Annotated in this window: 12 protein-coding genes; 4 read left to right on the top strand and 8 right to left on the bottom strand. The window is 35.9% G+C overall.

Features of this window, described 5'->3' with window-relative positions; all coding sequences use genetic code 11:
- Nucleotides 1–16: 16 nt before the first annotated feature.
- From IEV57_RS15765 to IEV57_RS15750, 4 genes are all read right to left on the bottom strand, one after another.
- Nucleotides 17–433, bottom strand: coding sequence for an RrF2 family transcriptional regulator (locus tag IEV57_RS15765; RefSeq protein ID WP_014771362.1), 417 nt, complete (start codon nt 431–433; stop codon nt 17–19).
- Nucleotides 434–520: 87 nt separating this feature from the next.
- Complete coding sequence (locus IEV57_RS15760) at nt 521–919, bottom strand: hypothetical protein (protein WP_188444007.1); 399 nt, start codon at nt 917–919, stop codon at nt 521–523.
- A gap of 38 nt (nt 920–957) precedes the next feature.
- Nucleotides 958–2,022, bottom strand: coding sequence for a hypothetical protein (locus IEV57_RS15755; protein WP_188444006.1), 1,065 nt, complete (start codon nt 2,020–2,022; stop codon nt 958–960).
- A 54-nt stretch (nt 2,023–2,076) separates the two neighbouring features.
- Nucleotides 2,077–3,759 carry a DUF885 family protein gene (locus IEV57_RS15750; protein ID WP_188444005.1) on the bottom strand — a complete coding sequence of 561 codons (1,683 nt, stop codon included), beginning with the start codon at nt 3,757–3,759 and terminating at the stop codon, nt 2,077–2,079.
- 61 nt (nt 3,760–3,820) lie between these two features.
- Here IEV57_RS15750 and IEV57_RS15745 point away from each other — a divergent pair, with 61 nt between their 5' ends.
- The 3 genes from IEV57_RS15745 to IEV57_RS15735 all read left to right on the top strand — a co-directional run bounded on the left by IEV57_RS15745 (nt 3,821) and on the right by IEV57_RS15735 (nt 5,278).
- Nucleotides 3,821–4,036: a hypothetical protein gene (locus IEV57_RS15745; RefSeq protein WP_188444004.1), complete on the top strand. Its 216-nt coding sequence runs from the start codon at nt 3,821–3,823 to the stop codon at nt 4,034–4,036.
- A 14-nt stretch (nt 4,037–4,050) separates the two neighbouring features.
- Nucleotides 4,051–4,329: a hypothetical protein gene (locus IEV57_RS15740; protein ID WP_188444003.1), complete on the top strand. Its 279-nt coding sequence runs from the start codon at nt 4,051–4,053 to the stop codon at nt 4,327–4,329.
- A gap of 172 nt (nt 4,330–4,501) precedes the next feature.
- Nucleotides 4,502–5,278, top strand: coding sequence for a Rossmann-like and DUF2520 domain-containing protein (locus IEV57_RS15735; protein ID WP_188444002.1), 777 nt, complete (start codon nt 4,502–4,504; stop codon nt 5,276–5,278).
- 124 nt (nt 5,279–5,402) lie between these two features.
- Here IEV57_RS15735 and IEV57_RS15730 read toward each other — a convergent pair whose 3' ends face one another.
- The 3 genes from IEV57_RS15730 to IEV57_RS15720 all read right to left on the bottom strand — a co-directional run bounded on the left by IEV57_RS15730 (nt 5,403) and on the right by IEV57_RS15720 (nt 8,402).
- Nucleotides 5,403–6,260, bottom strand: coding sequence for a pirin family protein (locus tag IEV57_RS15730; RefSeq protein WP_188444001.1), 858 nt, complete (start codon nt 6,258–6,260; stop codon nt 5,403–5,405).
- A 114-nt stretch (nt 6,261–6,374) separates the two neighbouring features.
- On the bottom strand, nt 6,375–7,376 hold the full coding sequence (locus tag IEV57_RS15725) for an acyl-ACP desaturase (RefSeq protein ID WP_188444000.1): 1,002 nt from the start codon (nt 7,374–7,376) through the stop codon (nt 6,375–6,377).
- Nucleotides 7,377–7,517: 141 nt separating this feature from the next.
- On the bottom strand, nt 7,518–8,402 hold the full coding sequence (locus IEV57_RS15720; protein WP_373282264.1) for an SMP-30/gluconolactonase/LRE family protein: 885 nt from the start codon (nt 8,400–8,402) through the stop codon (nt 7,518–7,520).
- A gap of 209 nt (nt 8,403–8,611) precedes the next feature.
- Between IEV57_RS15720 and IEV57_RS15715 the strand changes: the two genes are divergently transcribed.
- Nucleotides 8,612–9,850 (top strand): dipeptidase, encoded by a 1,239-nt coding sequence (locus IEV57_RS15715; protein WP_188443999.1) that lies wholly within the window; start codon nt 8,612–8,614, stop codon nt 9,848–9,850.
- A gap of 66 nt (nt 9,851–9,916) precedes the next feature.
- Here IEV57_RS15715 and IEV57_RS15710 read toward each other — a convergent pair whose 3' ends face one another.
- A complete protein-coding gene (locus IEV57_RS15710; RefSeq protein WP_188443998.1) occupies nt 9,917–13,072 on the bottom strand; it encodes a histidine kinase N-terminal 7TM domain-containing protein in 3,156 nt (1,051 codons plus the stop codon).
- Nucleotides 13,073–13,158: the final 86 nt, after the last annotated feature.

The following is a 13,158-nucleotide window of genomic DNA, read 5'->3' as shown; positions in this document are numbered from 1 at the left end:
TTATGGAGAAAAAATTTTACTCTTTATCTAAAATATCTGCTAATGATTTGTTTTCCAATACATTAAGCATTTCGTCTCTTACTTGAATCATAACCTTATTGAGTCCACATTCAGCTTCACTTTGACACTCTGCACAGGGTTCGTAATAGTTTAAACTCACACAGGGCAGCAAGGCTATTGGACCATCCAATAGTCTAATCACTTTTGATAAAGCCACATCTTTAGGTTCTTTGATCAAATAATAACCTCCACCTTTTCCTTTCTTAGAGCCAAGAATCCCTGCTTTCTTTAACTCTAATAGGATGTTTTCTAAAAATTTATGAGAGATACCATACGCAGCGGCGATATCTTGAATCAAGACGGTCTTTTGATCTCTGTTTTTACCCAAATAAGTTAGGGCATGAAAAGCATATTTTGTTTTTTTGGATAGCATAGCTACAAAAATAACCTTTTTATCTGATTTGAAAAGGAAGCAAATCTCAAGGCAACCAAAGTATCTAAAATATCAATATTGATGAATTCAATCCACCCTTATTCTCACACTTCCCTTTGATATTTGATTTACATAAACTTGCGGCAAGTATTCTCTACCATAGGACTTGACACTTACAACTTTTGCTTTTCCTTCCAATTCTTTATTCAACTGATCTTCAAAATTCATAGCGGCTAGTTCTGCACCCACACTTTGAGGATAAATCCGCATTATTTCGTATCCTTTTTCCACCTCAATCAAACTGAATGTTGCCGCATCACAAAAATTAACCAAATCACTTAACAGTCCCGCTTCTGACAATTCAATCTTCGCAATCTGATAGATCTCAGGATAGAGCAACAAAGAAGTCTGCGATTTTTGCTTTATTTCTTGGGCATTTACCTGAAATGCCAGAAGAACAAATAAAATAAGGGGTAGTATTTTCATAATGCTTTTTTTCCGAGACGTATACTATCATGAAAACGCTATCCCTTCACTAAGGTTTGATTTTCTAAAACTGTAGATAATTGTAGTTGCTCTAAATAATAGTCCATTTCTTCTTCTCCTTGCCTTTGAACGATTCTAGCTAGAAAATCACCATGTGAACTAACAAGCTTACAAGAAATTGAAGGGTCTAAGTCATAAAAATATTTTCCAATAATATTAAACTCCTTATCTATTTTCCAGATGAATGATTTTCTATTCTTGGAATTTAAAGCACCACCTGAAATAGTCATTTCTCCTACCTCGCCTAATAAAATCAAATCTTGCCCAACCTGAAATAAACCAGTAATTACTGCTCTGCCTAAAGACATTTCAATAGCTTTTCTTTGACTACTGTTAATTAGATTTTCTGCATCTTCACTTATTTTTAATTCAATAAAATCCAAATCCGAAATTTCAATCTCCTTGATTTGGTATTCATCACCTTCTACAACATAGAGATTTAAACTATTTGAAGAAGCGAATACGATCTGATCATTATATAAAGTTATTCCTCCACCACAGCTATTTAAATTGCTGATCAATTGTTCATTTACAGTGTTTCCTATTTCTTTAATTATTCTCCCCTCTTCCATATCATAAATTTGAATGAAGGGCTTATCAACTAAAGTATTTATGTAAGTAAAAATCAGGTTTTCTTTTACTACAAATTTTTTAATGGAGTGATTGAAACCAAAATATTCTTCAATTGGATTTCCCTCTGAATCAAATGCAACCATTTTCAAAAGATCTCTACACCAAACTAAGAAACCATCTTCGAAAGTGCTTACCAAAGTTGGATTTTTTAATTCCAGCTCTCCTTCACCTTTTTTATCTAAGACTTTTATTTGATTCCCATCAATGGAATAAATTACAATTTGACCTTTTTCAGTTACTGAAACCATCTCACCATTAGATATTAAGGCAGTTGAAGTCGATTCAGCAGTCAAGCTAATGTTTTCCAGTAATTTGGTCGATTCAATATCCAAATTCATCGAGTTCTGATAATCAGACTTACTTTCACAAGCTACACTGAACAGAAGAAATAGTAAAATGAAATTCTTCATTAATTAAAACTTTGGTTAATTCAAATATACCCCCCCCAACTAAAAAGCAAAGAATTACTTCAAAAACTTCCAAGAACTCTTAAAATCTCTCGGCAAATCCTCTTTCATCCTTGCCCTGAGGAGTTCTATCGGCATGTAATTTTGTGTAATGAAATAGTCGTGAAATTCTTTCTCTGTCAGTTTCCCACCTTCTACCATCTCTTGTCTCAATTGGTAAACCTGGATACCTCCAATCATATAAGCCAATTGATAAAGCGGTCCATAGCTGCCTTCAAAGGACCGGCGAACTTCTGCTTCTGCATTGGCTCTTTCGTGTCCAACATTGTCTACCAAGAAATCTATGCATTGCTGTGGTGTCCATTCTCCAAGGTGATATTTCAGTGAAAAAATAATTCTTGCTGCTCTGTGCATTCTCCAAAAAAGCATCCCAACTTTATCTTCTACATTTCTAGGGAAATCCTTGTCCCAAAGATTGAACTCCCAATACAAAGTCCAACCTTCTACCCAAAATGGCGTGTTGAACATCCTTCTGTGAGGAAAATGACGCTGATTCATAAACTGTTGCAAATGATGGCCTGGAATCAATTCATGATGCACCACCGCTCTAGAGAAGTGTGGGTTATTGCCACGCATACTCATCATTTTATCTTCGTGGGACATTTCAGAAGTTGGATAAGAAATCAGTATCGACTCTCCACCCAAAAAGAAAGGGCTGACTTTTTGCCTTTCCGCCGACATCATGGTTGTCCTCCAAGTTTCTTTTGCCATGTCAGGAATAGTCAGTAAATCTCGCTTTTCCACGAAATCGATGGCTTCATCAGCCATCTCTACTACCATTCCCGGCCATACTCCAGCTGGAACATATTGGTTTTTGACATGCTCCAAGGCTTTTCTCCAATCTTTACCAAAACCCAATTCCTCTGACGCTTTGATCATCTCAGCTTCACACCACGCATATTGTTTTTCACCCTCCTTGATCAGCTCCTCAGCTGAGTAGGGAATCATATTATACTGCAATTCTTTTTCAATATTTGTTTTACCAATTGGCTTTCCGATGATTCCTGAGCCGTCATCTTTGACAACGGTATTTTCAAAGTGACTTTGAAGAAAACTAGAATAGGCTTTCAAAGTCTGATTCAGACTTTCCATGGGCTTTTTCATCCACCAAGTAAACTCTGGATCATAATCAAAATAAAATCTATAAGCCTCATCTGTATTTCTCCTCAGCGATTCCACCACAGCTGCAGCAAGTTCTGCTTGTTGCCAAGATGTGTATTGCTTAGCCTTCTTCATCTGCTCCCATTTAGTTTTGGCAAGCCTTTCTACTTGATCAAAAGTAGCCGCTAGCTCTTGTGCATTAGGCTTGATAGCTGCTCTTCTTTTTTGATAAAAATCCTCTAAAGGCTTTCCGAAATCCACCACATTTTTAACAGCTTTGAATTCCTCATAAGCTGCTTGATGAAAGTACTGCTGCTTCTGCAAGTAATTCTTAAATATCTGGTAATCCAATTTCCCATCCATGGAATAACTATCATAAGGCATCGCTTGTAATGCACTTAACCAGTCAGAATAAAGCTTATCAAATCTTTGAAAATACTCCTCAGAATTGGGATTGTTATATTTTCTGCCGAGAGCACTCGCATCTGCTTGATAGCTGCTGATGGCATGATACAATTCGGTCGCAAAGGAGGTTTGGATAATCAAAAAACTGAAGAAGAGTAGAATTAGGTTTTTCATATTCGAATGACATTGGTGAATCTTAAATTGAAATATAATAGAAATAAAAATAGATATAAAGTTGAAATATGATAGATGGGTCTATAGCCGATGGCTCGCTGCCGCGGAAATCAAACTCAGTCTTTCTCCCAAATTGACCAAAGGGAGTTATTTGGCAATGGAAGATTTAGGGATAGAAAAACTCTATATCATCACGCCAGGTGTAGAAAAGTATACCTACGAATCAAATATTGAGGTGATTGGATTGAGAGATTTTCTGAACGAAATTATAAGATAATTTATATCAAAAATATGAAAAGAAAAATAATCTCTGATAAAGAATGGATAAATACTGAACATAGAAAAAAAAAGAAATCAGAAATTAAACAGGCATTTTTAAGTGGGTTAATAGGTTTAATTATAATTGCTCTTGTTATTTATTATCACAAAATAGCAGCAACAAAAAGTATTTCGGCAAGTATTAATGGCTACCAATATTGGATATATATATCAATTTTAGGAAGTACAGGACTAGCACTTTTAATCAATTCAGTAATGAAAATTGGAGAAATTAAAAGAAAATATTATTGATTCAATTCTAGTCTTTATCCCTGCAAATCTAAAATTATATTTTAGATTTGCAGGGATAATTTCTTAGTTAAATTCCATAATTATCCTCTCAAAAAATCATGAATCGCTTTTCTTTCCTAAGTAAGAGCTTTCCTACTGTACTGGGTTCATAATATTTTTTTATATTTCAATCATGAAGTTCAAAATAGCTATTTTGGGTACTGGAAATGTCGCCAACCACTTAGTACCTGCTTTAGAAAATGCTGGTCACACCATTACCGAGATTTATGGGCGAAACATTGAAGATGCGGAAAAACTAACGGAAAAAGTTTATGTAGCTGATGCCAAAAGCGACTTAGATTTTTCTGATAGTAAAGCAGAAATTTTTATTTTGGCTGTAAGTGATGCCGCCATCTCAGATCTTGCCGATGAAATCATCCTTCCTGAAGAGAGTATCCTTGTGCACACCTCAGGCACCGTTCCCTCGAGTATACTAGGTTATAGTTCTGCCTCGTACACTGGGATTTTTTACCCTTTGCAGACTTTTTCCAAAGGGAGAGAGATTGACTTTGTTGATGTGCCTTTTTTGATAGAATCTGAGGATCAGGAAACTTTACAAAAATTAAAAAAACTAGCAAAAAGCCTTTCCCCAAGTGTTTTTGTAGTAAAATCAAAGGACAGATTAGCCTTACATGTTGCTGCTGTTTTCGCCAGTAATTTCACCAATCACATGATTCGCTTATCAGAAGAAATCATGGGAAGACAAGGTTTAGATTTTGAAATGCTTAAGCCTCTGATTATCGAGTCAGTAAGCAAGAGCTTAGAGTTAGGTGCAAAAAGAGCCCAAACAGGTCCAGCCATTAGAGGCGATTATGGTACTTTAGACCATCATTTTCAATTTCTGAATTACAACGAGCAAGTAGCTGAAATATACCGTCTAATCTCTCAAGACATCATTGATGTGAATTAAAATTATAAAATTTTAAGATTGAAAAATTAATTTCTTAGTGAAGGGGATTTGCTTGGTATTAAAAAGAAAAACACACAATCTTACAACTATTAGATTTGTGTGTTTTTCTTCAAGAATATAATTTTTACTCATGATCCCAAGATCCAAATTTACCTGCTTGGTAATCTTGATAAGCTTGCATGATTTCTTGTTGCGTATTCATGACGAATGGTCCCTGAGCGACCATCGGTTCGTTGAAAGGCTTGGCATGGCCCAAGATAATGATAGCATCTTCTGAAGCTTTGACAGATACACTTTCTCCATCATTGTTGAATTCAACAAGATTTCTGAATGGAATCTTTTCTCCTTGGAGTTCTACAGAACCTTTGACGATATAAAAGAATACGTTCTCCTCTTGAGGAATCGACTTGGTAAACTTTCCCCCTGCTTTCATATGAATCGTACTTAGCATAATAGGTGAAATGGTTTCAAAGGAACCTTTCTGACTTTCCCACTCACCTGAGATCAATTGTACATTCACTTTATCTTCATCCAGTTTGAATTGATTGATTTCATTTTTTTGTAAGCCGATATATTTGGGTTTTGTCATCTTATGTTTGGCAGGCAGATTTACCCAAAGTTGGAGGATTTCTAAGTCACCACCTTCTTTTTTGAACTTCTCAGAGCTGACTTCAGCATGGATCAAACCGCTACCAGCCGTCATCCATTGAATCCCTCCTGCTTCTATTACTGACTCGTGACCTCCAGAATCCTTGTGCATAATATCTCCTTCCAAGATAAAAGTCACCGTCTCCATTCCTCTATGTGGATGGGGTCCAAAGGGCAAGCCATTGTTGTTTTTTGGATATGTTTGGTGTCCATGATGATTGAGAAAAATAAATGGATCAATCTGTTTCAGTTTGTGCGAAGGCAGTGGATTATATGTAATCAAATCTGCAATCGGATGATAATCTGCTGCATGTATTGCATTTATTGTTTTCATAGTCATTTTTGTGTGTATATACATGTAATTGATATTTGACTAAAAATGTTCCATTTAGACATAAAAAAAGCATTGAATGAAACATCCAATGCTTTTTTTAGCTGCTTGTTTATGTTACTTCAACCATGCTAGTTGAACTTCATCAGGCGCTTTCATTCTATCAGCAACTTTCATATATCTTTCACCTAAATTGGCAAGATAATCTTGAGCTTTTGAAGCGACATCATTCAAGCCTGTTAATTTTTCGATGTCCCATAGTTTCACCAAGTGATCTATGATTCTTGCATAATCCCAACCAGTATAAACACCAATTTTCTGAGTTATTGCTGAGAATTGATCAAAAAGTGAAGGATTGGAACTGCCTTTTCCCATCAAAACTGCTGGCATGACAATCTGCTTACGCATCATTTTCTCAAATGCTAAAATTGCTCCATTGGGATCTATTTTGAAGATCTCTGACATGAAGCTTTTATATGCTTTTTCGTGCCTCGCTTCATCTCCTGCAATAGTCTTACAAATCCTTGACAACACATCATCACCAGCTTTGTCAGCAAGTTTCCCCGTGTTTACGTGAGATACCTTTGTAGCTCTTTCTTGGAAAGAAGTATAGATAATGGCTTGATATGGATCTTTCTCCGATTTTGGATCAAAACCATTGTAAATCAATCTATGGATTGTTTGCTCAACCTTTTTCATATCTGCTCTACCTGAGAGGTAAAGATATTTATTCAAAAGATCTCCGTGTCTATTTTCTTCAGCCGTCCAAGCTTTGGACCATCTTACCCATCCTGAAGGACTAAGTAAGTTTCCTTCCTCATTAATTCCTTCTAAAAGATTGAAATACGTCTGATAACTTGGAAGAGCTTCTTCTGTAATCATATTTCCAATTAAGGAAGTAATCACTGTGTCAGGAATTCCAGCAGCTCTTTCTTGAAGTAATTTCACTTGGTCAAAAGCATCTAATTTCCCCATGTCAGGAAGAAAATAAGTAGGCTGCCAGCAATCCTCGGGATCAACGAGAACGGTATCCACGGCATGACCCACGAAACCATCAAGTTGACTGATGACTTCCATGTTTTTTTCTAATTCGTAATTAATATTCTCTGACTTGTTCATAATGTAATAGTTCAATACCAATTAGTTAACTTCGTAAGCGCTAATTTCCGAAGGTCAATTTTGGGTAATTCTAGGATAAAGATAAGCACAAAATGGGGAAATTCGATGCTGTAAACTCGATTTCTAAATTGAGTTTACCTTTCAGTAATTTAATTTGTAAGCTGCCACTTTATTTTTGAAAAAGGTAGGTACAAAAACAATCTTATCAGCAGCCATATATCCAATGTCAGCAGTATTTGACTCCGCTGCTTTCGTATCAAGGAGTTTTGTCTCTTGGCCATTTTGGATAATGTAAATTTCACCTTGCCATCTGCTTGCTAGAAATGTGTTGTCATCTAAAATAATCAAACCATCTCCACCTGTTACTACTGAATTGATGATTTCAAAGCTTCCGTCAGAACTATACTTCTTCAATCCTGCTGCATCTAGTCCATATACCGTGCCGTCATTTCCGATTCTCAATCCATTGATACCTTCTTGTCCTTCCGCGAATAAACTAAGCTTTCCATTTTCATAAAGATGGATTTTTCCGGTATTCATATCAGAAAAATAAACTTTTCCTCCATCTGTATCTATGTCATTAAGAAATTGTGACCCTTCCACTGAAATCCTATTACTTATTGCTGCACTTTCGATGTCAATCTCTACCAATTCATCAATATTGGTCACATATAATTTACCATTGCTGATACCCATCCCTTTTGGCGCATCTATACCAGATACCCATTCTTGAACAAGGATTTCTCCTGATTTGCTTATAATGGAAATCGATCCTTTCCCATCTTTCTCGGTAGGATTACCTTCGATATTGGCCACGTAAATAGTTCCTGAGTTTTCATCAACCAATACGGATTCGTTTGTGATCAATTCTTCGGACGTTTCCCATAGAAGCGTGAGGGAAGGCTGAATTGATTCTTCTACAACTTCTTCGGTAGTGTTAGTATCATTTGTCGTGCTCGGTCCGCAACTCCATACCATGAATGGAAGCATTAAAGCGAAACTTAGTTTTTGAATAATTTTCATCATTTGATTTGGTAAAGGTTAAGATTTTTTGATTTTTCCACTTTTGAAAAGCTTGATATTTATGAATAACAAAATTATTCATCTATTTAATTCCAACATGACTGTTAACAACAAAATTGAAAATCTGTTTTAGCCAAAATTTTGACCGCTTATAAATCTTCTGAATAAGGAATTCATTGGTTTTCTTAAATTGAAATCTAAACCTGTACATTATGAAAAAAATATTATCACTAGCACTTGGTGCAGCGCTAGCTTTTGCATGTAATGAAAAAGCCGTAGAAGTTGATTACACCCAACTTACAGACGATGAAAGGCTCGAAATAGCTAAAGAGTTTGCCAAAAACACCATTATCGTAGATGGTCATATGGATTTACCTTACAGAATGTATAATCAAGGCAATACCATGACAGGCGAAGTGTATGACTTCATTAATCGTCAAGAAGGTGGGAATATTGATTATGTTAGGGCTAAAGAAGGTGGCATGGATGCGCCATTTATGGCAATCTATATTCCAGCGGGATATCAGGATAGAGGTGGCGCAAAAGATCTTGCGGATACGCTCATCATGATGGTAGAAAGGCTTGCAAGCACTTGGCCTGATCAAATTGCTTTAGCAAAATCTCCAGAAGAAATCGAAGCAAACTTCAAGAGAGGACTTCTTTCACTTCCCATGGGTATAGAAAATGCCGCAGCGATAGAAGATGACCTAAGTAATGTAGCTTACTTTTATGACAAAGGAATTCGTTACATGACTTTGACTCATGGAAAAGACAACTTAGTGGGTGACTCTTCCTATGATGACGCTGAAACACACGGAGGGCTAAGCGAATTTGGGAAAGAAGTAGTGAAAGAGATGAATCGTCTTGGAATGATCATCGACGTATCTCATATTACTGACAAGACATTTTTTGACGTGGCTGAATTGAGCACAGCTCCTATCGTGGCAACACACAGTTCGGTAAGAAACTTCACACCTGGATTTGAAAGAAATGTATCAGATGAGATCATTCAAAAAATTGCAGAAAAAGACGGTATGGTCATGATTACTTTCGGTGGCAGCTTTTTAGATCAAGCTTATTCCGAAAAAAATACTGCAAATAGAACCCATATTCAAGAGTGGCTAGAGGAAAATAACTTGAATAGACGAGATTCGGCAGCCCAAGAATACATCTCTTCTTATACCACAGCAAATAAACCAACTGTTCATGTGTCAAAAGTAGCTGAGCATATCGACCACGTGGTGAAACTTGTAGGAATAGATCATGTTGGATTAGGGTCTGATTTTGACGGCGTCGGAGACAGTTTGCCCGAAGGTCTAAAAGATGCTTCCATGTATCCGAATTTGATTGCAGAGTTAATGAAACTAGGCTACTCTAAGGAAGATATAGAAAAGGTGTGCTACAAAAATTTCTTTAGAGTGTGGAAAGCTGTGGAATCAGTAGCTAAATAAGAAAGTTTAATGATCCATCTTTCTGAAATTGAAAAAGTAAAAAGAGGAGTCGATTGACTCCTCTTTTTATTTCTTTTTTGACATCGCTATTTCTACATCCAATTTATCGAGGATGATTTGAATTTCACTGTCTACTTTGTCAAATATATCATACTCAGCCGCAGTTGGAAATTCTTTCAATCTTTCTAATTCTGCGGATAGCTCAATAAGGTTACCCAATTCAAGGTTCAAGGCTATTCCTTTCAAAGCGTGACCGGTCTGCTTTACTTTATTGAGATTTTCATCTTGAATATATGATTTTAATGTTTTGCGAAGTTTTGAGATGTTTGTTCTACTCACATCAATCAATTCAAGAAAAAACTCAGGATCGGTATGCTTGTACTCCTCAAATTTAGATTCATATTGACTTTTTATCTCTTTTCTATCTTCTTTGAGGTATTTATAAAGCATTTCTGAAATATCGGAGACCAAAATTGGCTTACTCAGATAATCATCCATCCCTGCTTCGATACACCTATCGTGTTCACCCTTTACTGTCCCCGCAGTAAGAGCAATGATTGGTACTCTTTGACCGCTCCCTTGCTCTACTTTCCTAATCTCTTTTGTTGCTTCATAACCACTCATTTCTGGCATTTGAATATCCATAAAAATTATATCTTGCCTATGCATTTTGAATGATTCGAGCGCTTTCAACCCATTTTGTGCTTCAAAGATTTCCGCCTCAGGAATTAAGCTTCTTACTATTGTTTTTGCTAAAAGCATATTCACAGGATTATCATCAACTAATAAAATTCGCTGTGATTTTGTAACAAATGCAGTTCTATTGATAGCTTTTTTCCGTAGGGATTCTTCTTCTATTTCCACTACATAAGCCCCTTCTTCAAACAGTACATCTAAAGTAAAGCTAAATTTACTTCCCTTTCCAAGCTCTGTTTCCAGTTCCAATTTACTTTGCATTAGCTCAAGTAATTTGTTGCTGATGGAGAGTCCTAAACCTGTCCCCCCGTATTTCCTTGTTGTAGAATTATCTTCTTGCGCAAAAGCTTCGAATATGACTTTTTCTTTCTCTTTCGATATACCGACACCCGTATCTCTGACGCTAAAAGTAATTCCAGCTATATGCTTCTTATGATCAATCTCATTGACTTGCACAGCGAGTTCAATCTCTCCTTCCTTTGTGAACTTCACCGCATTGCTTAACAAATTAATGATAATCTGTTTCAGTCTTGTGATGTCCATCAAGACCACTTCGGGTAGATTCAGATCTAAAGAAAGAATCAATTTGATATTTTTTTCTTCAGCCTTTGGTTTAAAAATAGATAAGGATTCCTCAGCTATTTCCTTTAAACTTAGCTTAACAGGACTCAATTCTAACTTTCCCGCTTCTATTTTAGAGAAATCTAAAATATCATTGATCAATTCCAAAAGTAAATTACCTGACTGCGTAATAGATTTAAGGTAATTTCGCTGGGTTTCATCCAAGCTCGTTCTCTTCAATAAATCCGAAAACCCAATTACTCCATTCAACGGCGTTCGGATTTCATGACTCATATTAGCCAAAAATTCGGATTTAGCAATATTTGCATCTTTAGCTTGCTGCATAGATTCAAATAGACTATGCTCCAAATTTTTCCTTTCCAATGCATTGGAAATACTATCCGCAAAACTAAGTAACAAAGCTGTCTCTGCTTCACTCCAAACTTTTTCATGCGTACAGTCATCAAATCCTACATAGCCCCAAAACTCCTTTCCAACAAAAATAGGAATCAACAAAATAGACTTGATCTCTTGACCTTCAAGAAGTCCTTTCAATTCAACGTCAGCTAATTCCGAAACAATGGTTTGGTAAACTTTATTTTCCATTAAAAAGTCTACCGCCTCACCATACATAGCCATCGGAATACCTTGTAGATCTGGATTGTCGATTTCAGGAGGTACGCCCATCGCGCTCCACTCGAAGCGCTGAGAACTGAAAAGGTCTCCTTTTTCATTCCTACTATTTTCAAAGAGATAAGCTCGATCCACCGACGCACCCTCCCCAAGTATTGTAATCGCTCTTTGGGTTGCTAGCGCAAAATTTGGGTTTGAGAGGAGTTCCTTTGTCGCCATCGCTATAGACTTCAACATCTTCTCGTTTTTTACCAAATTTTCATTAGCTAACTGCAGCATATTTTCATTTTGCCTTATCCTTTCTTCAGATAGCTTTTCAATTGTAATATCACGAAGAATAATATAATGAATTGCTTCATCTTGATTACTCTGATCTAGCATAGAGTCTCTTTTTACCAAAATTGTCTGGGTAGGATTTACCTGGAACTCGCTTGGTTTTGGATCTTGAAGAAGGTCAAAATAAGCTTTTAGACTTGGCCATTTTTCGATGATCGTATATTTGTCCAACGGAGCTTGGAGCTTTAGCTGTTTTATGGCTGTTTTATTTTGGGCGACAACATGTCCAACCGGATCTAAAATAATCACGCCATCATTTAACTCATTAAAAATCTTTTCAAATGCTATTGGCATAGATTTGAGCATATTCAATTTAAACAGACCCCAATACATAATCAGTGCACTTACAGCTAAAGAAAATGGGACTAAATCTAATTGATAAGTATGAAATCCAATTAAATCAATAATGTGCGTTAGCCAAGGAATAAGCGTTGCTAAAAGAAAAACAAAAACTTGTTTGGAATAAGTCTTTGGTATAAAAAGAAGCATACGCAATAAGAGTATATTGGTAAAAATCACAAGCGTAATATTGTAACCTCCATATATCCAGTGGAACGGTCCTGCTTCGAATTGAATTGCCGTAAAGTAACTATTCTCAATAATATCAAATGACTTATAAAAAAGATGATGATATGTATTGGTAAACAAAAGAGTAAGAAAAAAGAAAGCTGACCCAAACAATAAAATTAAATTTCGTTTTGTCAAGAACCGATCATTCCCCGTAAATTTTATCATAAAAGCCAAAAGCATGGGAGTAATAAAAACACCACCAATAAACTCTAGCTTATAAAAAGTGACAATGTATTTCTCGGTCGTAGAAATTATCTCGAAACTATATAAAATAGCATAAACAAAACAACTGATTAAAAGAATAGTAAAGTATTTTTCACCAGATTGATTTCCTCTCTTTATACTTAAAAGGACAAGAAACAAAAACAAAATGCTTGTTATAAAAACTGGAATTGAAATAAAATTAAATTGAAGCTGATCTAACATTTCCTTATTTTAAAAATCTTGCGGTAAAATACAAAAATTCTAACTTAGAAGTAAAAAATAGTCTCAAATTAGTAATATAATTCACC

This window comes from Belliella aquatica, from assembly GCF_014637795.1.
Lineage (GTDB): Bacteria > Bacteroidota > Bacteroidia > Cytophagales > Cyclobacteriaceae > Belliella > Belliella aquatica.
Note: the sequence above shows the minus strand (reverse complement) of the source record. Positions and strands in the feature narration are given on the sequence as shown.

Bases quoted from the DNA above. Each gene is read 5' to 3' on its own strand.
- IEV57_RS15765 (WP_014771362.1), bottom strand. From the start codon at position 433: ATGCTATCCAAAAAAACAAAATATGCTTTTCATGCCCTAACTTATTTG.
- IEV57_RS15760 (WP_188444007.1), bottom strand. From the start codon at position 919: ATGAAAATACTACCCCTTATTTTATTTGTTCTTCTGGCATTTCAGGTA.
- IEV57_RS15755 (WP_188444006.1), bottom strand. From the start codon at position 2,022: ATGAAGAATTTCATTTTACTATTTCTTCTGTTCAGTGTAGCTTGTGAA.
- IEV57_RS15750 (WP_188444005.1), bottom strand. From the start codon at position 3,759: ATGAAAAACCTAATTCTACTCTTCTTCAGTTTTTTGATTATCCAAACC.
- IEV57_RS15740 (WP_188444003.1), top strand. From the start codon at position 4,051: ATGAAAAGAAAAATAATCTCTGATAAAGAATGGATAAATACTGAACAT.
- IEV57_RS15735 (WP_188444002.1), top strand. From the start codon at position 4,502: ATGAAGTTCAAAATAGCTATTTTGGGTACTGGAAATGTCGCCAACCAC.
- IEV57_RS15730 (WP_188444001.1), bottom strand. From the start codon at position 6,260: ATGAAAACAATAAATGCAATACATGCAGCAGATTATCATCCGATTGCA.
- IEV57_RS15725 (WP_188444000.1), bottom strand. From the start codon at position 7,376: ATGAACAAGTCAGAGAATATTAATTACGAATTAGAAAAAAACATGGAA.
- IEV57_RS15720 (WP_373282264.1), bottom strand. From the start codon at position 8,402: ATGATGAAAATTATTCAAAAACTAAGTTTCGCTTTAATGCTTCCATTC.
- IEV57_RS15715 (WP_188443999.1), top strand. From the start codon at position 8,612: ATGAAAAAAATATTATCACTAGCACTTGGTGCAGCGCTAGCTTTTGCA.
- IEV57_RS15710 (WP_188443998.1), bottom strand. From the start codon at position 13,072: ATGTTAGATCAGCTTCAATTTAATTTTATTTCAATTCCAGTTTTTATA.